The organism is Streptomyces sp. NBC_01235, from assembly GCF_035989285.1.
GTDB lineage: Bacteria > Actinomycetota > Actinomycetes > Streptomycetales > Streptomycetaceae > Streptomyces.
Genome location: NZ_CP108513.1, coordinates 5,946,018 through 5,969,006, shown reverse-complemented (window position 1 = coordinate 5,969,006; position 22,989 = coordinate 5,946,018). Strand labels below are relative to the sequence as shown.

Genomic DNA, 22,989 nt, shown 5'->3' with positions numbered 1-22,989 from the left:
GCGGGCTCAGGCCATCCAGAAGAAGACGGCCGTCATCCGCTTCTCCTCAAGCGTCGTACCGGAGTAACCGGTCGCGCTGTGGATGAGGTTGGCGTTGTAGAGGAGCAGCCGGTTGTACTTGTGGGGCACCCGTACGTCCTCCTCGAAGGCGTCCGGCGCGACGAACCGGGTACCGAGGGCTTCGACGAGGTTGTTGTGCGGGGCCTGGACGACGTTGCCGCCGAGCCGCCCGCCGGCCAGGGACTGCCGGTAGAAGCTGGTCCCGCAGTCCTTGGGCACGGACGGGTTGAGGTACAGCACGGCGGCGTACCGGCACAGCGCACGCGAGTCGGAGTGCGGCCGGGGCGTGCTCTCCCCCTCGCCTACCACCTGGATGCAGTTGTGGTTGAGGGTGCCGCCGCCGGGCGCCTGCTGCACCCACAGCCTCTGCGCCCCCGTCGCCTTCCGCACCAGCCGCTCCACCCGCCCGAGTTCGCCCGGCTCCAGCCCCGGCATGGTGCGCAGTCCGGGCCAGCTCTCCGAGGTGTACGGGTATCCCTCGACCCAGTCGTCCTTGGCGAGGCAGCGCGCGCGGATCCCCTCGATGTCGGCCTCGGGGAAGACGTCGTCGATCACCCAGTAGTCGCGGCCCTTGGTGGGCTTGCGGTAGGGCAGGACAGGGAGGGGACGCGTGGCGGCAGCCCTTACGGGCCGGTGGGGCCGCTGTGGCATGGACATGCGGCGAATCTAGGCCGAGGGTTCACCAGGACTCGCCCGCGAACTCGCCCGGAATGCCCCGCGAAGCGGTCAAGGCTTCGCCAATCTCGGCAAAGCCAGGTCAGAACCCAGCCCACGAACGGGGTCGCGGTCCGGGAGAACCCCACCGGCGGAACATGGTCCCGCCCGGCGCAGCGTCCAGGAGTCACTCCGCGTGCACACCATGAACCGCGCCCTGCGCACCCACCGCGAGCCGGGATCTCGCTGCTCGCGCAGACCGGTGAGGAGGTGCTCCGCGCCCGGGCTCGCGGCGCTCGAGGAGGATCTGGCGACTGGTCGTTGGCGCCGCCACCACTCCGAGCCGCTCGGCCTCGACGCCGTCGACGTCGGTTACCGGCTGCTCGTCACGGACGTCTGATCCTCCTCGGGTAGGAGTACCTCGTCCCCGACCGATATCTTCCCCTCGCGCCGGACCTCGAAGTACGCGCCGAAGACGACTCCGCCGTCGGCCGCGCGGCGGTGGTCCGCGAGGGTGCGCAGGGGTTCCGGGCCCGATCGGCGGCCGGTGGTCTGGTCGACCATCGTGATCGCGCAGCGGACCGTTCCCTCGGTGAAGGCCAGTTCGGTGCCGGCGATGGACAGACGCGCCGCGCCGTTCTCCGTGTGCGGGGTGTGCCAGCCGTCCACCACCAGGTTCGGGCGGAAGCGGGTCATGGGGACGGGGGCGGCCCCGCGTTCGGTGATGCGGTGGTTCAGGGCGTCCAGGCTGGAGCGGGAGATGACGTGCAGACGGTTGGCGTTGCCTGCCGGTGCGCGGACCAGGGTGCTCGGGGTGCCCAGGACGTCCGTGAGCCAGGCGTTCACGTCCCCACCGTCCTGCGCCATGACCGGCGGCCTGTCCGGCGCCTTCAGGATCAGTTCGCCGGATTCCGTCAACTCTGGCGTGATCAGGGCCAGTTGGGGATCGCCCCACTGCCAGCGCAGGTCGCCCTTCTCGTCGGCGACCGCGTAGGTGCGGTCGTTCAGCAGTCCGGCGTGCGTCAGGGTCGCCTCCGTGAGCGCCGTTCCCGCGCAGCCCTTCACCGGGTAGTACGTGATGCCGACCAGCCTCGCTGCCATCCCCCACGCCCCTTCGTCACCAAAGTTTTTTGCCGGCTCGGTGAGTCCGAACCGGCTCGCGTTCGTATTTCTCTCTGTCCGACCCGCCGGGCGACGACACATCGACGGCACATCGGCGGATTCCCCAACCGGGCAGGAGGAACGGTGCCACTTTCGCGGAACGCGATGGGAACTCTCTTCGTGGGCGGCGCGTTGACACTGACGCTCGGCGCCCTCGCGTACCCATCGATGCTTGGGCTTTCCACCGTGTCGACGTCCACCGACCGGGTCATCGCCAACACACAGTGGGGGCCGTTGACGGAAGGGGACCGGTCCTTCGTGGTGGCAGTGCGGGCAGCCGGCCTGTGGGAGTACCCGGTGGGACAGATCGGGCTGCAGAAGGGGCAGAGCAAGGGCGTCCTCACCGCCAGCCAGCACCTGATCGACGGGCACGCGGCGCTGGACGAGTCCTGCCGCAAGATCGCGCCGATGTTGAACATCACGATCCCCAACGTGGCCAGTCCGCAGCAGGAGGGCTTCGTCAACACCCTCAAGGCGGACCAGGGCAAGCAGTTCGACGTCGACTTCGCCAACATCCTGCGCATGACGCACGGTTCGATCTTCAACACCATTGCGAAGATCCGCTCGACGACGAAGAACACGCTGATACGCTCCCTGGCCGACCAGGCCAACGACACCGTTCTGGACCACATCACGGTGATGGAGCAGACCGGCCTGGTCGACTTCGACACCACGCTGTTCAACCAGACGACCCCGCCGAAGCTGCCCCAGTCGGACATGACCCCGCCGGTCCCGCCGGCCGGTCAGCAGCTGATCGTGCTCACCCCGCCGCCGAACGCCACCTCCACCCCCCTGGACCTCGGCAAGGCCGTGAGCGGCCAGTAGCCCTCAGAAGGACACTTCTTGCAGGTGGAGCGGCCCGGTCGACGGGTATGTCGACCGGGCCGCTCCGTTGCCGTACGGGGTCACTTGCCCCGGTAGGCGTTGTGGATCGTCTGGGTGAGGGTGTTGCCCTGCTTGTCGACGACGGCGGCGCGCAGCGAGATGCTCTGGCCGGCCGCCGGGGTGCGGACGATGATCCCCAGCTTGCCCACCGCCACCTTCTTCCAGGTCTTGCCGTCGTAACTGATCTCGACGGTGAGCGACTTGAGGTTCGCGCCCGCTGCCGCACCGACAACGGTCACCGGCACCCAGGTGACCGCCCCGGCAGGGGCCGTCGAGTCGCCGTCGAGGTGCGGCGCGAAACGGACCACCGAGATGGGCAGTGCCTCCTCGGCGGTGGTGTGGCCGGAGGCGAAGGTCCAGGTCGCCTCGACCTCGGTGGGCGTGGCGGAGGGGCCGCCGCGGGTGGCCGTCGCCGTGAGCCGGAAGTCACCGGCCTCCGCCGGGACGGTGACACCGTTCCCGCAGCTCAGGAGGTACGGCGAGGAAGCGACCTCGACCCCGTCCCGGTACAGCGTGGCCGAGCGGGTGTCGTCGTTGCCGTAGCCCGAGTTGCCCGTGCCGTCCCTGAGGAGGCTGAGACAGCCCGTGATCTGGTCGCCGTTGCGCGTGACGCCCTCGCTCTCGCGCGTCGTCAGCGCCGGGCCGAAGACCCCGATGCCCAGGTCACGGCGGTAGGACTTACCGGCTTCGTAGTGCTGGATCCCCGCACCGTGCGACAGCTCGGGATAGCTCGCCGTGTCGTCGAGCTGATCCAGGCCGATGGCCCAGTCGGTGCCCGTCGTCACGTAGGTGGTCGTCGCCACGGGCAGCGGACGCGCCACGCCCGGGGTGAAGATGGAGCCGAAGATGCCCGGGACGAACGGTTGAGCCATGAGCACCCCCTGCTTTCCGGGGACCGTGGCCCCCAGCCGGGTGCCGATCTTCGCCAGGTCCGCCGGTTTCGCCTGCCGTTCGAAGCCCGTGGCCAGCCGGGTCACCTTGTCGCCGTAGGCGAGGCGGTACTGCTTCGTGCCGTTGACGTCGAGCGCGCTGAAACCCTGGTACAGGGTGCCCTCGGTCGAGAAGTCCGGGCCGAGCTGTGCGCTGCGGAGGGTCGCGAAGGAGGTGCCGAGCAGACCGGCCGAGATGCCGAGCTCAGAGGTGTTGAGCTCGGTGAACATCTCGGCGTACACCCGTTCCGCGTCCGGATCGGGACCGGTGATCTCGATCGGCTTCGCGGTGCGCGCGTCCAGCGTGACCGTCGTGTCCTTCGTGACCTCGAAGTGCGGCGCCGTGATCATGCTCCGGCTCCCGTCCGAGCCGCCGATCGTGGCGTCGAGGTAGTAGATCCCCTTCGGCAGACGCGCCGAGTAGACGCCGGTCGAGGTGTTCTTCGCGTCGACCTCGTGCCCGACGCCGGAACCGGTGAGCGCGTTGAGGGAGGGCCAGTATGCGGTGGCCGGCTCGCCGTCGGCGTCGAGGTGGCGCACCGTCACGTCGTACGTCTCGATCTCGCGCTCGACGGCCGCCCTCGTCCTGACGGACTGGCCCGCGCCGCCGGCCGTCACGACCGCCGTGTACACGCCGTTGACGTCGCCGCCCGGTCGGGTGTCGGCCGTCAGACCGACCGTGGCCGTCCCGTTCGCGGGGACGGTCAGCCGCTGGGCGTCGAGCGTGAACATGCCCGCCGGCGCGGCCTTTCCGTCGGGTCCGGTGGCGGCCACCGACAGGTCGAAGGTGACCGGCTCGCCGCCGAGGTTGCGGTAGGTGAGCTGCTTGGCGACGGGCTCGTCGTCCGCGTGCGGGTAGGACTGGCGGGCGAACGCCAGCGACGTGGGCTCGGCGACCACCGTCTGCCCGATCGCCGCGGCGACGTCGACGCGACCGCCGCCCTCCACGAGCGCACCCGCGCCGGACGGCCGTGCACCGGCCACGAGCGCCGCCTTCAGCTGCGCGCCCGTCCAGTCAGGATGCCGTTGCTTGAGCAGCGCCGCCGCGCCCGCGACGTGCGGGGTGGCCATCGACGTTCCCGAGATCGTGGCGTATCCGGGCGGCTGCTCACCGACCCTCCGGGAGATCACGCTGTCGGGCGCGACGGCGGCGGTGATGTCCACGCCGGGCGCCGTGATGTCCGGCTTGAGCACCGTGCCGTCGGCGGCCGGACCACGGCCGGAGAACGGGGCGACGGCGTCGTCGCCGTCGACCGCTCCCACCGACAGCGCCATCTCGGCGCTCCCGGGCGACGCGACGGTGCCCGCGTCCGGGCCGCTGTTGCCCGCGGCGGCGACGAAGAGGATGCCGTGCTCGGTCGAGAGCCGGTTGACGGCCTCTTCCACCAGGTCGACGCCGGGCCGGTCCTGTTGCCCCAGACTGAGGTTGACGATGTCGGCGTTCTGGGCGGCCGCCCATTCCATGCCGGCGACGATGTCGGAATCGCTGCCGTACCCGTCGTCGTCGAGCACCTTCGCGTCGAGGATGCGGGCGCCCGGGGCGACGCCCTCGTACGTGCCGCCGGACTTCGCTCCCGTACCGGCCGCGATGGACGCCACGTGCGTGCCGTGGCCGAAGCGGTCCATGGCGTCGGGCGAGGCGGAGAAGTTCTGCTCCGCCTCCTGCCGGCCCTGCAGGTCGGGGTGCGTCTCGTCGACGCCGGTGTCCAGGACGGCGATCCGCACGCCCTTGCCGTCGTAACCGGCCTGCCGTGCGGCGGGCACGCCGATCTGGGCCGTGCTCTTGTCGAGGCTCGCCCTGCGCATGCCGTCGAGGGAGATCCGGCGCAGCCCGGGGTCGGCGGTGCGCTGTCCATCGAGGGCCTTGCCGGCAGGCCGGGTCAGGGTCTCCCAGACGTCCTTCGTGGCGGCGTCGGGCACGGTGACGGCCTCGGCGCCGATCGTCGGAAGAGAGCGGCGCACCTTGGCTCCGCCGTCCTCCCGCAGCTCGGACTTCAGGCTCCGGGCCGCCTTCAGCGCGGTGCCGCCCGCAGCCGTGTCCTGGTAGCTGACGATCAGTCCGGTGCCCGACGACCCCTGGTGCTTCCGGTACGCGGCGCCGTCGAGTTCCCTGATGTCGAACAGTCGCTCGTCGACCTGGCCCTTGTCGATGAGCGGCTGGGCGTCGAACGGGAGGACCAGGGTGTGGTCCTTGGTCCGCTCGACCTTGACGGGCATGTTCTCGCGCCCCTTGCCGGGCACGATCCGGACGGGCTCCCCCGCCGCGCTCACGCCGACCCGGTCGCCCGTGATCAGGGTGATCCAGTGGGACACGGGAGCGGTGGCCGTCCCCGTGCCGGTCGGCGACGCGGCGGCGGCGGACGGTAAGACCGACCACGGGGCGGCGGTGGCGGTGGCCGGCAGAGCGGTGACCACCCCCGCGGCCAGCGCGAGCGCCGCCGCCATGACGACCCTGCCGGGTCCGTTGAGTCTCTTGCGCAACTGTCCTCCCCAGAGAGGCATTCGGGCACACGAGGAAACATGTGCCTCCACTGGGGACCGACGAGGTGGGCGTACCGGAATGTTTCACTTCCAGTTCGCCCGGACGGTTCGCCGAGACAGAACCAGGCCGGCCAGACCGTCGTGTCCGGGCCCAGCCGTCCGCCGCCGTCGTCGCCGTCCAGAGGCACGCTGCTCAGCAGCACCTCCCCGGGCGGCAACGGCACCGGCGCGTCCTGCCTGGGCCGGCCGGCCCGTCTAGGCCAACCAGACCGTCGTGTCCGGGCCCAGCCGTCCGCCGCCGTCGTCGCCGTCCAGGGGCACGCTGCTCAGCAGCACCTCCCCGGGCGGCAACGGCACCGGCGCGTCCGACAGGTTGGTCACGCAGCGCCAGCCGTCGGAGCGGGCGAAGGACAGCACGCCCGGCGGGGTTTCGCGGGCCCAGGTGAGCTCCTCGCCCTCCAGCAGCTTGCGGCGCAGGCGCAGGGCCGTGCGGTAGAGCTCCAGCGTGGAGCCCTCCACGCCGTCCTGCGCCGCGACGGCGTACCGCGCGAAGTACGGCGGCTGCGGCAGCCACGCGCCGGCCGCGCCGAAGCCGTACGACGGCCCGGTCGTCGTCCACGGCAGCGGCACCCTGCACCCGTCGCGGCCCTTGCGGACGCGGCCCGTCTGCTCCCAGAGGGGGTCCTGGAGGACCTCCACGGGCAGGTCGGCGACCTCGGGCAGGCCCAGCTCCTCGCCCTGGTAGACGTACGACGAGCCCGGCAGCGCCAGCATCAGCAGTGTCGCCGCGCGGGCCCGGCGCAAGCCGGCCGGCTCGTCGACGCGCGGGGCGTGGCCGTTCGCGAGGAGCCAGGTGTTGTCGTCCGTGCCCGGCGGGAGCATGAGGCGACAGGTGTGGCGGACGACGTCGTGGTTGGACAGGACCCAGGTGGCCGAGGCGCCGACGGCACGGGCGGTGGCGAGGGAGTCGGTGATGACCGCACGGATCTCCTCCGGATCCCAACTCGCCTGAAGATACTCGAAGTTGAATGCCTGGTTCAGTTCGTCCGGGCGGGCGTACAGCGCGCGGCGGGCGCCCGGGACCCAGGCCTCGGCGACGGCCGTGCGGGGCGGGGTGTAGGAGTCGAGGACGCGGCGCCAGTCACGGTAGATCTCGTGGACGTCGTCGCGGTCGTAGAAGGGGTGGGTGCCGGGCGGGAGGTGCGCCAGGGCCTCCTCGCCGCTGAGTTCCGGGTCGCCCAGGTCGCGGAGGGGCTCGGCGAGGTCCTTGGCGAGGGCGTGGGCGACGTCGACGCGGAAGCCGTCGACGCCCCGGTCGGACCAGAAGCGCAGTGTGGTGCGGAAGTCCTCGCGGACCTCCTCGTGGTCCCAGTTGAGGTCGGGCTGCTCGCGGGTGAAGAGGTGGAGATACCACTGGCCGTCGGGGACGCGCCGCCAGGCGCTGCCGCCGAACACGGACTGCCAGTCGGTGGGCGGGAGTTCACCGGCCGGGCCGCGTCCGTCGCGGAAGACGTAGCGGGCGCGGGCCGGGGCGCCGGGGCCGGCGGCCAACGCCTCCTGGAACCAGGGGTGCTGGTGGGAGGTGTGGTTCGGGACGAGGTCGACGATCACCTTCAGGCCGAGCCGGTGGGCCTCGGCGGCGAGGGCGTCGAAGTCGGCCAGGGTGCCCAGGCGCGGGTCCACGTCCCGGTGGTCGGCGACGTCGTAGCCGCCGTCGGCGAGCTCGGACGGATAGAAGGGGGAGAGCCAGAGCGCGTCCACGCCGAGGGCGGCCAGGTGCGGCAGCCGGTCGGCGACGCCTCGCAGATCCCCGAGGCCGTCGCCGTCGGCGTCGGCGAAGCTGCGCGGATAGACCTGGTAGACGACGGCCTGGCGCCACCAGTCGGGACTGTGGGATGACAAGTCGGTCATGGGGAGATGACTGTCCATATGGCGGGGAAAGCGAACGTGCGGCCTGTTCGGAGTGGATCATTCCGTACGTGGGGAAGCTGTGACGGAACCTTGAACTCCCACGGGTTTAGCGCAGGTTGACAGCGATCTGGCGTGCAAACGACGATGGGGCCACACTGTGGCGCCTGTGACCGATGGGCCCAGTGTTTCTTCTGATCTGCCTCTTCTGATTTGCCTCTCCTGATTTGCTCTCCTGATCTGACCAATCAGCCCTGGCACTCGCCAAGATGGGAAACGCATGTCCATAGCGAGACGTGTCACCGTGCGCCGCCTGCTGGGGACGGGCGCCGCTTCGCTCACCCTGTGCGCCGCCTCCGTCGCCGCCGCCTCCGGGGCCCTCGCCGGTACCGGGACGCCCGGTGGCGACGGCTGGAAGTCCGGCGGCCAGTACCAGCCGGGAACGGGGGCGGGCACCGAGACGGGGACCGACCGCTGCCAGTTCTCGCTCGACGGCACGAAGTTCTACGACTCCGTCCGCGTCGACGACCAGAATCTCAAGCCCAGCAAGGACGGCAAGGTCCACATCTCGGTCCGCGCCGCCGGTGACGCCACCACCTGCACCGCCTCCCTCGCCTCCTACCTCGCCCACGGCGCCAGCTTCGGCACCTCCGGCGAGCAGGTCTTCGTCGACTTCGACAGCGTGACGGTCAAGCCCGGCCAGACCGACACCCTCGACATCGCCGTGCCCGACGCGGGCTGCTACGCGCAGATCGACCTCTACCGGGGCGCGGTCAAGTTCGACGGCAAGCTCGACGCGAAGGACGGGTTCGTCCACGGGGACCTGCCCAAGGGGCCGGACCGTCCGGTCATCAAGGACAAGCTGATCGCGGCCTGGAACGGCGGCACGAAGGACTGCACGGTCACCGAGCAGCCGCCGTCGTCTCCGCCGGCCGGCGGCGGTGGGTCGCCGTCGACGCCGTCCTCCTCGACGCCGTCGACGCCGTCGCAGCCGTCGGAGCCGTCGGAGTCCTCGAGCGGGAGCACGTCTGCGTCGCCGTCCGCTTCGGAGTCGGAGTCGGGCACGCCGACGCCGTCCGCCTCCGCCTCCGAGTCGACCGCCCCGCCGGCGGCCACGCCGAACGGTGGCGGTGGTGACCTCGCGGAGACCGGCGCGAGCAGCAACACTCCGCTGATCGCGGGCGGCGCGGCCGCCCTGCTGGCGGGCGGCGCGGCGATCGTCGTCGCCACGCGGCGCCGCAAGGCGCTGCGCGACTGACGGATGTGTCGCGGGTCTGGGGGCTCTGCCCCCAGACCCCCGTTCGGCCCTTGAGGGGCCTCGTCCTCGAACGCCGGTCGGCGTGAAACACCCTGACCGGCACTACCGTGGCCGTATGACCGACACTCGCGGCATTCCGGGCGGGCCGAAAGACGTCGTCGAGGCCGCGTTCCGGCACTACAGAGCGCAGAACCGCGACGCCGCCCTGCCGCTCTACGCCGACGACTTCACCTTCACCAGCCCCCAGGACGACCACATCGACAAGACGGCGTTCTTCGAGCGCTGCTTTCCGACGGCCGACCGGATGACGGAGCAGCGACTGCTGTACGTCACCCCGGCGGACGCGGAGCTCGTCTTCGCGTACTACGAGTACGAGCTCACGACGGGCGGCAGACACCGCAACGTCGAGGCGATCACCGTACGGAACGGCCTCATCCGGGAGGTGCAGGTCTTCTTCGGCGGCAGGGTGTGAGGACCGGGGCCACCCGTCCTAGGCGCCCTCCAGCGTCGTCAGCCACAGCTTCACGTAGCGCTCCACGTCCACGTCCAACGCCACGTCCACGAGGGCCTGTTCGCGTTCGCCCTCGTGGATCTCGGCCTCGCCGGGGCGCGGACGGCGGTCGACGACCGTCTGGCCGCGGGTCGGCCCGGGCGCGAGGGAGACCTCCACCGGGAGGAGCTCGGTGGTCAGACCCGCCGGGTCGGCCACCGCGCACACCGCGCCCGCGTCGCCGAGGCCGCCGGTGGGGGTGGGGTCGCCGGAGGCGGCCGGGTCTCGGTGGGCGAGCAGTTCGCCGGCCAGGCGGAGACGGGGCTCGGAGCCGGCCCGCAGCCGTGCCACGTCCGCCGCCGGGACCAGGACCCGCTTGAAGACGTCCAGGCCGTACATCGTGATCGGTACCCCGGCGGTGAGCAGGACCGCCGCCGCCTCCGGGTCGTGCCACACGTTGAACTCCGCGACCGGCGTGGCGTTCCCGGTCGTCACCGCGCCGCCCATGAACACGATCCGCTCGATGTTGCGGACCACCTCCGGGTGGGTGCGCAGCAGCAGGGCGATGTTCGTCAGCGGCGCGGTGGGGATCAGGGTGACCGGGCGCGGGGAGGCGAGGATCTCCCGGCGCAGCAACGTCACCGCGTCCACGTCGACCGGGCGACGGGTCGGGGCGGGCAGGCCCAGGTCGGCCATTCCGTCCTCGCCGTGCACGTGCCGTGCCGTGCGGACCGGTTCGATCAGTGGGCGTTCGGCGCCCCGGGCGACCGGGATGTCCCCGGCGCCTGCGTGTTCCAGCACGGTCAGCGTGTTGCGGACCACGCCGTCCACGTCCGTGTTCCCGGCCACGCACGTCACCGCCCGCACGTCCAGGCCGGGGTGGCGGACGGCGAACAGCAGGGCGAGGGCGTCGTCGACGCCCGTGTCGCAGTCGATGATCACGGGGATGGGCTGCTCTTCGGTCACCTGAGGGCTCCTTCCGCACCACGGTCGCTCCCGACCCTATGTGGCCGCTCTCACTCCCACAGCCCGGTTCCGCGGGCCGCCGCCCGCTCGCCGATGCGGCGGACCAGCTCGTCGGCGGGCAGCTCCCCGGGGCGGCGGCCGTCGCGCAGGCGGACGGCGGCCAGGTCCTCCCTCGCCTCCCGCTCCCCGATCACCGCCTGGTACGGCACCAGCCGCGCCGCCCGGATCCGGGCCCCCAGGCTGCCCTGCTCCGGGCCCGCGAGCTCCGCCCGCAGTCCGGCCGCCGCCGCCCGCCGCACCAGCCCCGCCGCCCGTTCCGCCTGCGCCTGCGACACCGGCAGTACGACCAGCTGGACGGGCGCCAGCCAGACCGGGAACGCGCCGCCGTGCTCCTCGACGAGCTGCGCCACGGCCCGTTCCACACTGCCGATGACACTGCGGTGCACCATCACGGGGCGGTGTTTCGCCCCGTCCGCGCCGACGTAGTGCAGGTCGAAGCGTTCGGGCTGGTGGAAGTCGATCTGGACGGTGGAGAGGGTCGCCTCGCGGCCGGCGCGGTCGGTGATCTGCACGTCGATCTTCGGACCGTAGAAGGCGGCCTCGCCCGCGACGGCGTCGTAGGCGATGCCCGCCCCCTCCAGGACCTGCCGGAGCAGTGCGGTGGCCCGCCGCCAGAGCTCCGGATCGGCGATGTACTTACCGCCCTGGCCCGGCAGGGAGAGCCGGTACCGGGCCGGGCGGATGCCCAGGTCCGCGTACGCGCGGCCGATCAGCTCCAGGGCGGCCCGGGCCTCGTCGACGGCCTGCTCCAGGGTGCAGAAGATATGGGCGTCGTTGAGCTGGATGGCCCGTACGCGGGTCAGCCCGCCGAGCACGCCCGACAGTTCGGAGCGGTACATGCCGCCCAACTCGGCGATGCGGAGGGGCAGTTCGCGGTAGCTGTGGGAGCGGGAGCGGTAGATGAGCGCGTGGTGGGGGCAGAGGCTGGGACGCAGCACGACCTGCTCGGCCCCCAGCCGCATGGGCGGGAACATGTCCTCGCTGTAGTGCTCCCAGTGGCCCGAGATCTCGTACAGCTCGCGTTTGCCGAGGACCGGCGAGTAGACGTGGCGGTAGCCGGCTGCGCGCTCGGCCTCGCGCACGTACTCCTCCAGGGTGTGGCGGATCAGGGCACCGTCGGGCAGCCAGTAGGGCAGGCCCGCGCCCATCAGGGGGTCGGTGTCGAACAGGCCGAGTTCGCGGCCGAGGCGGCGGTGGTCGTGGTCGTGCACGGGGGTCTCCCTCGTTCGCGGGGCGAGGGGCCGGGGCACGGCGAAGCCCCGGGGCACTCGCCCCGGGGCTTCGGACATCCAGTCATGGATCAGCGCGCCGGGACAGTCTCCGGCGTCGTCGTCAGGGACGGCTGGGCGCGCTGCATGCCGGAGACCGTAGCAACGGGAGCCCGCGGGACGCGATCCGTTTTCCGCCGTCGGCCACTCCGCCGCCCACCCGCCCGCAGCAACGCCGGTAACCCGTACGGCCCGCCGCGCTGGTCCCGTCGCGGCGGCGATGTTGCCGTGAAGGGAGACACTCCCCGCGCGCGTACTCCTGGAGGCACCCCCGATGGCCCGTCGTACCCGTCGTACCCTCCTGGCCTCCACTGTTCTCCTCACCACCGTCACCACCGTCACCACCGGCTGCGCCGCCCTCGGACTGGAACACCCCCCGACCGCGGCCCCCGCCACCCCCACCGTCGAGCGGTCGTCGGCCAAGTCCACCGCGCCGGCCACGGCCCCCGTCCTCACCGAGGCGCAGGCGCACGCCGCTCTCATCACCCACACCGACCTCGGCGCGCCCTGGATCCCGACCCGGGGCGCCGCCACCTGGCGGGACGGGATGCTCAAGGCGACCACCGCCACCCCCGACTGCCAGAAGCTCCTCGACGCCCTCTACACCGACGAACTGCTCGGCGGCCCGGCCCGCGCGGTCGTCGCACTCGACGACCCCGACACCGGCGCCCAGCTCCGCTACCAGCTCACCGGCAACGGTCCGGCGGCCGTGGACCGCACGCTGGCCCGGCTGAAGACGATGCCCCAGAAGTGCGCCCGGTTCACGGCCAAGGCGACCGGTGACACCGTGCTGGACGCGCAGGTCTCCGAGCTGCCGCTGCCGGAGGTGGGCGACGTCCGCCAGGGCCTACGGGTGACGCTGACGATCTGGGCGACCGCCGAGGAGAACCCCGGCGGCGACCCGACCGTCCTCACCCTGGACGTGGCCGCCGTCCGCGCCGGCGAGGACGCCTTCGCCCTCACCAACGGCGGCCTCGACGACGCCCCGAACGAGGCGACCCAGGCGGCCGTACAGCTCGGCGTACAGCGGCTGGCGGACGTCAGGAAGCAGGGGAGGGTGCAGGTCTGAGGCAGCTCAATGCGCCGCCACCGAGGACGTCCACGGTGGCCCCCGGGGATCCGCCGGGGCCCGGGTACGGTTTCAGACGGTCGAGTCGTCGTCGAAGCGGGTCCGTTGGGCGACCACCTCGTGGGCCAGATCCAGCACCGACCGGCCCTTCGCGAAGGCCTGGCCCCGCAGCCGCGCCAGCGCCTCGTCCGCGGCGACGCCGAGCTGGGCCATGACCATGCCGACGGCCTGGTACACCTCGCCGTGGTCGATGGCCAGCGGGCTCAGCCAGAAGCCCGCGCCGTCCGCGTCGTCCGCGTCGTCCTGCCCGGCCCTCGGCAGCGCCACCAGGGCCGCCGTCACCACGTCGGCCACCATCCGCGCCGTACGCACCTCGTCGCCGGCGAGCTCGCCGGGGACGTCCCGGTAGAGGTCGAGGGTGCCCACGCACACCGCGCGGTCGCCCAGGGGCAGCGCGTACACCGACCGCACCCCGGCGGCGGCCGCCTGCTGGGCGTACACCGGCCAGCGCGAGGCGTCCCGGCCCGAGGCCAGATCCGGGGCGACGACCACCGAACCGGTCTCCGCGGCCTCCCGGCAGGGGCCGTCCCCCAGCGTGACCTGCATCTCCATCACATACGCGGCCCGTCCCCCGCTCGCGCCCAGCGGTACGGGCATCCCGTCGCCGCACAGCGACACGCTCACGCCGCTCACCGGCAGCAGCTTCAGCACGGCGTCGCACAGCCGCTGCGGCACGTCCTGCGGACCGGCTCCGCGCAGTTCCAGGGCGATGACGTCGGCGACCCGGTCCCGCTCGTGGTCGCTCACGGCTATCGCCTCCGTCCACGGGCGTTCTCACCGCCCGTGGCCGCCGGGTACCCCCCGCCCACGGGGGAAACCGGTATCCGCCACGGCTTCTCGTCCGGGTCCGCGGGCTGCTCCACCCGCGCGACCGTGCCCGCGTCAAGGGCCGGGGGCCGGGCCCCGTCGGAGCCGGGTCTCCCCTTCGGACGCCAGGTGCCGGTGACGGTGACCCCGGTGTCGGCCTTGCTCGTGGTGGCGTCGGCGGCGCAGCAGGTGACGAGGAGGCGGGTGACGTCCCAGGCACCGTCGTCACCGTGGGTGACGAAACCGGTGAGGCGGACGGTGCGGCCTTCAGCGAGCGTCCCCTTCAGCGAGCGTCCGCTCTCGTGGATCGCGCGCGAGCCGAACCCGGCGACGGTCGGTTCAGGATCGGCGGTCCCGTGAACGAAGACATCGACGACCCGCCTCTTCGGCACGGATTCGTCCGCGGCAGGCAACGGCGATCGTGACGACGGTTCGGGGATGGCCCACGGGCCGAGGGCCCGCGGCTCGCCGTGCGTGGTGTCAGGACTTGGTTGTCGTCCATGCGCTGCAGGAGCTGTCGATGACATGCTTGTTGTGCCACTCGCCGGCGCAGACCCGGATCTCGAGGACCCATCCCTCGTGGAGGTCCTTGTTCTGGTATCGATACGTCTGGAAGCCGGCGGTGTTCCAGATGGTTCCCTGCCGAACGGTCGCCTGGCTCTCGGGGTAGATGCTGCGCCAGACAACGAGGGTCGCGTGGCCGTCCTCCTTCTCGTCGACGACCTCGAACCAGTCCCCGACCTCGCGGAAGCAGCCCTTCCCCACGGAGTTGTGGGCGCACGCCCCGGCGGACGGAACACTCCCGTCATACGGCGTGGGGCCGGCATGGTCGATCTCGAAGTCGATGGCCGAGGCGTTGCCGATCGTGAGCAGGGTCGCGGCGGCGATACCACCGAGAACAGTGGCTATTCGTGCTGTACGCAAGGTAGTTGCTTTCTTTGACGGTTGTTCAGCTGAGACGGTGCGAGTGTAGAACTGCCCAGCGTCTTCCGCACCAGTTGGCGCCCCGGCCCCGCCGGTCGCACGGCATCAGGCGATGCCGCCACCTGCCTTGCGGGCAGCTCCTGTGCGGGGGTACTCCGAGGGTCCGCACCGGGAGCGCCCGATCGCGTCGCCCGGCCAGTCCTGTCCCGCTCCGAGGGGGAATTCCGCAGATTGATCACCACTCGATACGCGCCCTGGAGGAAGGTGACGGTGCGGGTGACGAGACGGGTTCCGGGGTCGTTCGAGCTGCGGGTCCGGTAGCGCGGGCCGGGGTGTTCGGTCTTGATCGGGTCGGTATGGTCCGGGCGGTCGCGGATGACCCGGCCGGGGAGGCGGGGGCCGCGGGGCGAGAAAACTACAGCGGCGGCTGCGCGGGAGCCGGCCCCAGCGTCGTCGTGCCCGGGGCCGGTGCGGTAGGCGTCCAGGGCTGCCTCGACGCGGCGGCCGGGGAGGCGGGGGCGAGACCTTACAGCGGCGGCTGCGCGGGAGCCGGCCCCAGCGTCGTCGTGCCCGGGGCCGTGCGATGGCCGAGGCCGGTGCGGTAGGCGTCCAGGGCTGCCTCGACGCGGCCCGTGCGCCGCAGCAGGTCGCCCAGCAGCCGGCACAGATCGGCCAGGTCACCGACCGCGCCCGCCCGCTCCAGCAGGCTCAGGGCGCGGACGTAGTGCTCCTCGGCGGCCTCCGTGTCGCGGGCGTCCTCGGCGATGATGCCGAGGAGGCGGTGGGCGGCGGCGGAGTGCAGGGCGCCGCGCTCGGGGCTGAGGTCGCTGAGCACCCCGTGCAGCAGCGCGGCGGCCTCCTCCGACATCCCCCTGCGGTGCAGGACGTCCGCCAGCTCGACGGCGACCTGACTGCTGTAGAGGGCGGCGCGCTGCGCGGACAGCATGGTCTTTGCCTGCCTCAACTCCTCCTCCGCACGCTCCAGTTCACCGTTCTGCGCGTAGACGTAGCCGCGCATCCAGTGGCAGTTGGCGAGCTCGGTCCGCAACTGGAGCTGACGGTAGAGCTCGGCGGCCTTGGCCAGCGAGGCGTCGGCCTCCGCGAGACGGCCCTCGGCGAGGAGGGTACGGGCCACCGAGCGGTGCATCCGGGCGACGAGGGCGGGGTCGCCGACCTGCGGCGCGAGGGCGAGCGCGAACTCGGCGGCCTGCGCGGCCCGGGCGTGGGCGCCCATGTCCATGTACGGGCCGATGGCGGAGGCGTAGAGCAACAGCAGCGCGTCGGGATCGTGCAGCCCGCCCCGGTTGAGCTCGTCGAGGGTGGACTCCAGCAGGTAGACGGCGTAACGGAGTTCACCGGCGAGATAGTGGGCGACGGCGCGCCCGCGCAGGGCGGGTACGCGGGCGGGCAGCGGGGCGCCGGCGAGACAGCCCTCGGCCCGCTCGAAGCAGCGGCGGGCGGCGTCCAGGTCGCCCGAGTCGATCCCGCACTCCCCGAGCCCGAGCAGCGCGGTGGCCTGCTCCTCTCCCAGCCCGTGCTCCTCCGCCTCCGCTAGCAGCCCGGTGTACTGCCGGGCCGCCTCCTCGGCCTCCCCGGTGGCCAGCGCCCGCTGGGCCTCGGTGAGACGGAGCCGCAGATCGGTGACCAGCCGGGCGGGCCGGCCGGTCGTCAGCTCCTCGAAGCCGACGCCGAGCCGTTCGGCGATGTGCTTGAGCGCCTCGTCGGAGGGCCGCACCCGGCCGGCCTCCAGCGTGGAGATGTAGGCGGGCGTGTAGGTCGGCTCGGCCAACTGCCGCTGTGTCAGCCCCCGTTCGACACGCAGCCGCTGCACCCGGCGCCCCACGACCTCCGGATCGTCCCGATCTCCCACGCCCCGGCTCCCCCAACTCCCCTTGACCCTCTTGCCGTTGGACTATCCCACCCCCTAGGTTAAACGGCGAGTTAAGCACGCTTAATAGCTGCCTGACATGAGTTTCGCAGTCGCCGACGTTGCGAGGTCGCCGTGCCCGGAAACACATCCGCACGCCCTTCCGCGCCCTACGTCAGGGCCGTCGTAGCAGCCCTCCTGACCATCCTGGCCCTGATCACCGCGGCCAACGCGGGCCCGGCCAGAGCCACGGACACCACACAGACCTCCCCGACGGTCCAGCACGGGACGGCGGAGAGCCGCTAGGCCGTGCCTGTGCCTGTGCCTGGCTCAGGATCAGAATTCCGCCGTGTCCAGCTCGAATCCCAGGGGCGCGGGCAGCGGCACGGCAAGGCCCAGCTTGTGCTTGGGCGCCTGGGCGTAGTCGTCTCCGGAGGGCTCGGAGTAGACGATGACCTCCGCTTCCTCGCGATCGATCAGCAGGTAGACGGGGATGCCGGCGCGGGCATAGCCGTGGATCTTCTTGTCGCGGTCGCGGTCGGCCGTGCTGGTGGAGGTGACTTCGGCGACGAGGACGACGCCCGAGGGCTCGTGCCACTCCTCCTGGTCGTCGAAACTGCCCTTGGGGGCGATGACCAGGTCGGGGACGACGTGGCCGGTCTCGGATGCGCCGGGGACGTTCAGGCCGATGCCGGTGTAGTTGCGCAGAGACCGGTCCCGACGTCGCTCGACGACCTGGTCAGCAACCTCCGACACAATCTCCTCGTGCTCCCCATTGGCCGGTGGCGTCACGCAGATCTCCCCTTCGATCAACTCCACGCGCCAGCCCCGGGGGGCCGTCGCGCTGAAGAGCTCGAAGACCTGCTGCACACTCGCGCCCGTGCGGTCGGGCACGCCGCTGTCCGCGTCGATGTCGCCGTCAGGGTCGTCGTAAGGACCGTGAATGGCCTCGCCCTGGTACCCCGGCATGATGATCGGCTCCGCCGTCGCCATGACAGACCTCCTTCGCTCGACGCGACCATCCCAGCGTAGACGGGCAGGCCGCCCTCGTAATCCGGAGCCGTTCACTCGAACGAGCGTGCTGTTACGTTTCCGCGCCCCAGGCGCAATCACCGCAGGTCGGTCAGCCTTCGCACACCTTCCGGTACGGCACACCGGGCGCGTACGTCCGCCACTGCGCCCGCGTCAGCCCGGCCCCTCCGGCCCGTGCGCACACCGTCTCGACCGCCCGCGCCGGATCGATCGGATACCGCTGCAACGGCACGTGCGCGCTGCCCGCGTACACCGTGCCGCCGTCGGCGCTGAAGGCGACGGTGTCGATCTCCTCGCCGGATGTCGTCAGTGGCGAGCCCAGCGGCGCTTGCGTGGCGATGTCCCACAGCTGCAGGCTGCCCGCCTCGCCGCCGACCGCGAGCGTGTGGCCGTCGGGGCTGATGGCGAGGGCGCTGACCGCTTCCGAGGTGTCGCCGAAGACGCCGTCGCCGATGGCGTCCGAGAGGGCGGGGAAGACGTTGCGCAGGACGCCGACGCGCTGCCGCAGCCGGCCGTCCCACAGCGCGACCCGTCCCGTCTGGTCGCCCGCCACCAGCAGCGAGCCGTCGGGGGCGAAGGCGAGGGCGCCGATCCCGTCGCCCTGGACGAGGGCCCGGCCGCTGACCTTGCCCGCGGGCAGGGCGGCGATCCGGTTGTCGCCGACCAGGATCCGGCCGTCGGGGCGGGCGGCCAGGTGGCTGCTGGACAGGGTGGGGAGGACCGCCGTTCTGCGGCCGCGGGCCGTGTCCCAGGTCTCGTTGCCCATCGTGCCGACGCCCCCGGCACCGATGGTGGCGAGGCTGGTGCGGGTGAGGTGGAGGGTGCGGGCGTCCGGGCCGAGAGCGATGGTGACCACCGCCCCGGTCGACGTCTTCGTCGCCAGGTTCAGGGTCGTGCGGGTACGGCCCCCGGTGACGTCCCAGATCGTGAGGGGCTGCCGGGACGTCTCGCTACCGGGGGCCGAGACGCCGTAGGCGAGCGCCTTGCTGTCAGGGGTGAACGCCAGGAGCGCCGAGGTGTACTCGGCGTACACCGGGGAGGAGGGGTCGGTGGAGACGGGGAGCTGCGGGGAGGGCAGCGTGCGCAGCAGACGTCCGCGGGTGTCGCGCAGTTCGACGCGGTAGTGGTCGCCGGTGCGCCTCGCGGTGGCGAGGGTGCGGCCGTCGGGGCTGAGCAGCACCTTGTCCATCGGGGCGTCCTGCCAGGCAGAGGTGACGGCCGCCGAGACGTCCAGCGTGTGCACCGTGCCGCCCTCCAGGTAGCGCAGCACCGGGCGCGAGGCGTCCCAGGCCAGACCGCCGTACAGATGCTGGTTGTTCAGGGAGTGCCGGAACACCGGGGCCTCGACGCCCGGCCGCCACACCCTGACCTCCTGCGCGTCGGCGGTCGCCACGAACTTCCCGTCCTTGCTGAAGGAGACGTAGCCCACTCCGGCGTCCTGGAGGTCGGCCGGCTGGTCCCCGGACCGGAGGTCCCAGACCAGCACCCCGGTCGGGGTCAGCGCGGCGAGCTCCTGCCGGCCGCCGAGCACCAGCAGCGACCGTTCCTCGCCGCAGATCCCGGCCGTACGTTCCCAGCGGCCGTGCACCGTGCGCCGGGTGCGCAGGTCCCGTACCTGCGGCGGGCCGTCGCCGTTCGGGCAGGCCGCGACCAGAGCGCCGTCCGGGCTCGCCGCCACCACCGCCGAATCGTCCGCCTCCGTCCGGAACAGCAGCCTGCCGTCCGCGACCGAGCGCACCTGCACATCGGGGTCGTCCGTGTCGGACACGAGGTAACTGCTCCCCGAGAACTCCACGACGGACGATTCCGGCAGCCGGTCGCCACGCCAGCGCCCGGCGACCGTGTCCCACAGCCGCACCCCGCCGTCCCCGAGGAGCGCGAGCAGCCGCCCGTCGGGGCTCGCCCCCTGCACCCGGACGTTCTGGGGCAGCCGTCCGGACGCGGTCCGGCGGTGACGTGCCACGTCCCAGGTCCGCCACTCGCGTCCCTCGGCGCTGAGCAAGGTACGCCCGGAGTCCGTCAGATACCGCGAGAGGCCGTCGCCCGACGCCGGGTCGCCGAAGGTGTCCGGTTCCGGCTGGCCGAGGGAGCCCAGCAGTGCGCTGCGGGTCTCCGGCAGGTGGGCCACCCGCCAGGCGGCGACGCCGAGGAGCTGTGCGGTGCGCGGATCGGTGGTGCGCAGCGCGTCCGCGACGGAGGCGAGACGGCGGGCCGCGTCCTCGGTGGCGCGGCGCTCGTTGTCCCGGCTCTGCGTCCAGGCGGACAGACCCGCCACCAGCGCCACCACGAGGACGGCCGACAGCACGCCCAGCGCGGTCCGCGCCCGGCGCGTGGAGCGGGCGGCGTCCCGCCGTTCCGCCTCACGGGCCGCGAACGCGGCGATCAGGAACTGCCGTTCCGTCGCGGTCAGCGCGGGGTCCCGCGCGTGGTCCGGGAAGTGCTCCTCGGCGTGGTCGAGCCGGGTGCCCCGATACAGGGTGCCGGGGTCGCGGTCGTGTTCCAGCCAGGTGCGGGCGGCCTCGGTCAGGGCCCGGTGCCGGCGCAGGCGTTCGCGGTCCTGGTCGATCCAGCGCTGCAGCCGTGGCCAGCAGGTGATCAGCGCCTCGTGGGCGAGGTGGACGCCCTCCTCGTCGGCGGTCACCAGCCGGGCGCGGGCCAGCCCCTCCACCACCACGGGGACGTCGGGGTCGGCCCACTCGTCGAGTTCGGCGCGGGTGAGGGGGCGGCGGGTGTCGGGGGTGCCCCGGCCCGGCTCGATCATCCGCAGCAGCAGCCGGCGTGCGGCCCGCCGCCGGGGCGTGGTCAGCTGCCCGTACACCTTCTCGGCGCTGGCCGCGATCGCGCCGCGCACCCCGCCCGCCGCCTCGTACGCGGCCAGCGTCAGCATGCGGCCCTTGCGCCGGCGCCAGGTCTCCAGCAGGGCGTGCGAGAGCATCGGCAGTCCGCCGGGCTGGTCGAGGACCTCCTCGACGATCTTCGCGGTCAGCTCCCGCTCCACCAGGTGCCCGACCACCTGCGCCGGTCTGACCACCGCGTCCCGCAGCTCGTCGGCGGTCATCGGACCGACCAGGAGTCCGGCGCCGTTCAGGGCGTCCGCGAGGTCGCGGTGCTCGGCGCAGCGGGGGTAGAAGTCGGCGCGTACGGCGACGAGGACCCTCAGCCGGCTGTCCGGGTCGCGGGCGGCGAGCAGCAGGTCGAGGAAGCGGGCCCGCTCGGCGCGGTCGCGGCAGAGGGTGAAGACCTCCTCGAACTGGTCGACCACCACCCAGCTCTCCGGATCCCCCTCGGCGGGCGTGAACAGATGGCCGTACGTCTGCGCGGGCCGGTCTCCCGGGGTGAGGACGCGCAGGACCGCCGGTCGCCCCCGGGTCGCGATCTCGTCCCTGAGCCGCGGGATGAGCCCGGCCCGCAGCAGGGACGACTTGCCACTCCCGGACGCACCGAACAGCACTGCGAACCGGTGGTCGCACACCAGCCGGTGCAACTCGTCGACCAGCCGGTCCCGGCCGAAGAACAGCTCACGGTCGTCCGGCTCGAAGCGGGTGAGCCCCCGGTACGGCGGCGGCGTGTCCTCGTCCTCCTCGCGCGCCGTTCCCGCGACCTCCGCCTCGGCCTCCTTCCAGCGGGCCTCCCACTCCCCGACATCCGCCCCGCACGCGCACGCGTACCCGCGGACCACGGCGAGCGACGGCAGCCGCTCGCCGGCCGCGGCCTGGGACAGCGTCGTCGCGGAGAACCCGGCCGTCTCGGCCATGGCCCGGTAGGACGGGCTGCCGGCGGCCTTGCGCAGTTCCCGCAGCTCATGGGCGAGCCGGTGGACGGGACCCGCCGACGGGTCCAACGGTCTTTCGGGACGCCCCATGCGCTCGTACCTCCGTACACCTGGCGAAAGCGACATCAGGAGCGATGACCATACGAGTCCTCCCGCAACGCCCAGGTTGAGCCCAGGTGAACGAAAGGCAACCCCGGACGATCGATCGCCGCCCAGGCCGATTGATCGACCTGCCAAAGCCGATTGATCGACCTGACAAACGGGACGTGCCAATCAACGTTCCGGTTGCGAACGTCGGTGACTCCAACGCCGGACCACCGGCACTGAGAACACCTCGAGCACCTGGAGAACAGCGCGATGTCCCGAGCCAACGTCTTCCGCAAGCTGCGCACTTCGGCCGTCGTCCCGGCCGCCCTCGTCGGCGCCCTCGCCGTCAACGGCGTGACCGGAATCACGGCGACGCACCACCCGTCGTCACCTGGCGAACAGGTCCGGCTGGTCGACGAGACCGTACCGACCGACGGCATGAGCTACGACATGACGACCGGCGTCCACAAGGACCTCGCCCACCGGTACGACGCCATCATCAACGACATCCGGGGACGGCTCAGGGGCACCCACCTCTACGGCAACACCCTCCTCACCCGCAACACGGACGACTACTTCCCCGTCACCCTGGCCATGGGCCGCAGCCAGATCACCCTGGTTCTCAACGCGAGGAACCTGTACGTCGTCGGCTGGCGCAACGACGGCACGAACCGGTACTACCGGCTGGGAGAAGGGCCCAAGACCTACGGCGGGGCGCACCCGGTGAACCTGCCCTGGCTCAACTACACCGACGTGGAGCAGGCCGCCGGCATCGGCCGGGACGGACTCGGCATCTCCCTGAGCAGCATCCAGGGCTCGATCAGCGACCTGGGCAACCTGCACTACACCGCGGCCGGCCGGACCCAGGCGCGGGCCCTGCTGATCCTCACCCAGGCCCTCGCCGAGGGCGCCCGCTTCGACTTCATCTCCTACCGCATCAGCGAGGCGATCAGGGGCGGCCACAGCTACTACCCGGGGACCTCGTCGACGATCAGCAGCAACGGGTCGAACCGGGGCAACAGCCTGTTCGACGTGACGGGCCTGGACTTCGAGAACAACTGGGGAGGCATCTCCAACGCCCTCCAGAGCGCGACCCACAACCACACCGCCCCCCGCTACCACATCGGCCAGGGCTCCCTCACGACGCTGTCGGCCATCGACGCCCAGCTGGCCGTGGCGCTCTGGCACAAGTTCTGACGACACCGCGACCGACACCGCGACAAGCCGCCCCCGGCGGGACACTTCCCCCCT

At 72.2% G+C, this 22,989-nt stretch carries 19 protein-coding genes; 7 read left to right on the top strand and 12 right to left on the bottom strand.

Annotated elements, in window-relative coordinates; genetic code table 11:
• Positions 1–6 precede the first annotated feature (6 nt).
• Positions 7–717: a DUF6445 family protein gene (locus OG289_RS26540; RefSeq protein WP_327316522.1), complete on the bottom strand. Its 711-nt coding sequence runs from the start codon at positions 715–717 to the stop codon at positions 7–9.
• A gap of 193 nt (positions 718–910) precedes the next feature.
• Here OG289_RS26540 and OG289_RS26535 point away from each other — a divergent pair, with 193 nt between their 5' ends.
• Entirely contained in the window at positions 911–1,114 is a 204-nt protein-coding gene (locus OG289_RS26535; RefSeq protein ID WP_327316521.1) for a hypothetical protein, read from the top strand.
• On the opposite strand, the gene OG289_RS26530 is transcribed toward OG289_RS26535, so the two are convergent.
• Complete coding sequence (locus OG289_RS26530) at positions 1,087–1,815, bottom strand: MOSC domain-containing protein (protein WP_327316520.1); 729 nt, start codon at positions 1,813–1,815, stop codon at positions 1,087–1,089. The two genes, OG289_RS26535 and OG289_RS26530, sit on opposite strands and share 28 nt — an antisense overlap.
• Positions 1,816–1,995: 180 nt before the next feature.
• Between OG289_RS26530 and OG289_RS26525 the strand changes: the two genes are divergently transcribed.
• A complete protein-coding gene (locus tag OG289_RS26525; RefSeq protein ID WP_327320809.1) occupies positions 1,996–2,700 on the top strand; it encodes a DUF4142 domain-containing protein in 705 nt (234 codons plus the stop codon).
• 80 nt (positions 2,701–2,780) lie between these two features.
• Here OG289_RS26525 and OG289_RS26520 read toward each other — a convergent pair whose 3' ends face one another.
• Positions 2,781–6,170, bottom strand: coding sequence for a S8 family peptidase (locus OG289_RS26520; protein WP_327316519.1), 3,390 nt, complete (start codon positions 6,168–6,170; stop codon positions 2,781–2,783).
• 255 nt (positions 6,171–6,425) lie between these two features.
• Positions 6,426–8,081, bottom strand: coding sequence for a glycoside hydrolase family 13 protein (locus tag OG289_RS26515; protein ID WP_327316518.1), 1,656 nt, complete (start codon positions 8,079–8,081; stop codon positions 6,426–6,428).
• A gap of 277 nt (positions 8,082–8,358) precedes the next feature.
• On the opposite strand from OG289_RS26515, the gene OG289_RS26510 reads away from it, so the two are divergent.
• Positions 8,359–9,336 (top strand): LAETG motif-containing sortase-dependent surface protein, encoded by a 978-nt coding sequence (locus tag OG289_RS26510; protein WP_327316516.1) that lies wholly within the window; start codon positions 8,359–8,361, stop codon positions 9,334–9,336.
• Between the two features lie 115 nt (positions 9,337–9,451).
• Positions 9,452–9,808, top strand: coding sequence for a nuclear transport factor 2 family protein (locus OG289_RS26505; protein WP_327316515.1), 357 nt, complete (start codon positions 9,452–9,454; stop codon positions 9,806–9,808).
• 18 nt (positions 9,809–9,826) lie between these two features.
• Here OG289_RS26505 and OG289_RS26500 read toward each other — a convergent pair whose 3' ends face one another.
• The gene (locus OG289_RS26500) at positions 9,827–10,792 is read right to left on the bottom strand and encodes a nucleoside hydrolase (protein ID WP_327316514.1); all 966 of its coding nucleotides are present in this window, start codon (positions 10,790–10,792) and stop codon (positions 9,827–9,829) included.
• A 50-nt stretch (positions 10,793–10,842) separates the two neighbouring features.
• Complete coding sequence (gene thrS / locus OG289_RS26495; RefSeq protein WP_327316513.1) at positions 10,843–12,063, bottom strand: threonine--tRNA ligase; 1,221 nt, start codon at positions 12,061–12,063, stop codon at positions 10,843–10,845.
• A 331-nt stretch (positions 12,064–12,394) separates the two neighbouring features.
• Between thrS and OG289_RS26490 the strand changes: the two genes are divergently transcribed.
• On the top strand, positions 12,395–13,189 hold the full coding sequence (locus tag OG289_RS26490; RefSeq protein WP_327316512.1) for a hypothetical protein: 795 nt from the start codon (positions 12,395–12,397) through the stop codon (positions 13,187–13,189).
• Between the two features lie 72 nt (positions 13,190–13,261).
• On the opposite strand, the gene OG289_RS26485 is transcribed toward OG289_RS26490, so the two are convergent.
• The 4 genes from OG289_RS26485 to OG289_RS26470 form a co-directional block, all read right to left on the bottom strand.
• Positions 13,262–13,996 carry a GAF and ANTAR domain-containing protein gene (locus tag OG289_RS26485; RefSeq protein ID WP_327316511.1) on the bottom strand — a complete coding sequence of 245 codons (735 nt, stop codon included), beginning with the start codon at positions 13,994–13,996 and terminating at the stop codon, positions 13,262–13,264.
• 2 nt (positions 13,997–13,998) lie between these two features.
• Complete coding sequence (locus tag OG289_RS26480; protein WP_327316510.1) at positions 13,999–14,448, bottom strand: hypothetical protein; 450 nt, start codon at positions 14,446–14,448, stop codon at positions 13,999–14,001.
• 88 nt (positions 14,449–14,536) lie between these two features.
• The gene (locus OG289_RS26475) at positions 14,537–14,980 is read right to left on the bottom strand and encodes a hypothetical protein (RefSeq protein ID WP_327316509.1); all 444 of its coding nucleotides are present in this window, start codon (positions 14,978–14,980) and stop codon (positions 14,537–14,539) included.
• A 526-nt stretch (positions 14,981–15,506) separates the two neighbouring features.
• The gene (locus tag OG289_RS26470; protein WP_327316508.1) at positions 15,507–16,850 is read right to left on the bottom strand and encodes a helix-turn-helix domain-containing protein; all 1,344 of its coding nucleotides are present in this window, start codon (positions 16,848–16,850) and stop codon (positions 15,507–15,509) included.
• A gap of 132 nt (positions 16,851–16,982) precedes the next feature.
• Between OG289_RS26470 and OG289_RS26465 the strand changes: the two genes are divergently transcribed.
• Positions 16,983–17,153, top strand: a complete 171-nt coding sequence (locus OG289_RS26465; RefSeq protein WP_327316507.1) for a hypothetical protein — start codon at positions 16,983–16,985, stop codon at positions 17,151–17,153.
• A gap of 30 nt (positions 17,154–17,183) precedes the next feature.
• Here OG289_RS26465 and OG289_RS26460 read toward each other — a convergent pair whose 3' ends face one another.
• Complete coding sequence (locus tag OG289_RS26460; protein ID WP_327316506.1) at positions 17,184–17,840, bottom strand: Uma2 family endonuclease; 657 nt, start codon at positions 17,838–17,840, stop codon at positions 17,184–17,186.
• A 130-nt stretch (positions 17,841–17,970) separates the two neighbouring features.
• Positions 17,971–21,741, bottom strand: a complete 3,771-nt coding sequence (locus OG289_RS26455) for an nSTAND1 domain-containing NTPase (RefSeq protein WP_327316505.1) — start codon at positions 21,739–21,741, stop codon at positions 17,971–17,973.
• Positions 21,742–22,008: 267 nt separating this feature from the next.
• Here OG289_RS26455 and OG289_RS26450 point away from each other — a divergent pair, with 267 nt between their 5' ends.
• On the top strand, positions 22,009–22,935 hold the full coding sequence (locus OG289_RS26450; protein WP_327316504.1) for a ribosome-inactivating family protein: 927 nt from the start codon (positions 22,009–22,011) through the stop codon (positions 22,933–22,935).
• The last annotated feature ends 54 nt before the right edge of the window (positions 22,936–22,989 follow it).

Excerpts from the sequence above, each read along its gene's own strand:
- OG289_RS26490 (WP_327316512.1), top strand. The coding sequence starts at position 12,395 with ATGGCCCGTCGTACCCGTCGTACCCTCCTGGCCTCCACTGTTCTCCTC.
- OG289_RS26540 (WP_327316522.1), bottom strand. The coding sequence starts at position 717 with ATGTCCATGCCACAGCGGCCCCACCGGCCCGTAAGGGCTGCCGCCACG.
- OG289_RS26515 (WP_327316518.1), bottom strand. The coding sequence starts at position 8,081 with ATGACCGACTTGTCATCCCACAGTCCCGACTGGTGGCGCCAGGCCGTC.
- OG289_RS26460 (WP_327316506.1), bottom strand. The coding sequence starts at position 17,840 with ATGGCGACGGCGGAGCCGATCATCATGCCGGGGTACCAGGGCGAGGCC.
- OG289_RS26505 (WP_327316515.1), top strand. The coding sequence starts at position 9,452 with ATGACCGACACTCGCGGCATTCCGGGCGGGCCGAAAGACGTCGTCGAG.
- OG289_RS26455 (WP_327316505.1), bottom strand. The coding sequence starts at position 21,741 with ATGGGGCGTCCCGAAAGACCGTTGGACCCGTCGGCGGGTCCCGTCCAC.
- OG289_RS26450 (WP_327316504.1), top strand. The coding sequence starts at position 22,009 with ATGTCCCGAGCCAACGTCTTCCGCAAGCTGCGCACTTCGGCCGTCGTC.
- OG289_RS26510 (WP_327316516.1), top strand. The coding sequence starts at position 8,359 with ATGTCCATAGCGAGACGTGTCACCGTGCGCCGCCTGCTGGGGACGGGC.
- OG289_RS26530 (WP_327316520.1), bottom strand. The coding sequence starts at position 1,815 with ATGGCAGCGAGGCTGGTCGGCATCACGTACTACCCGGTGAAGGGCTGC.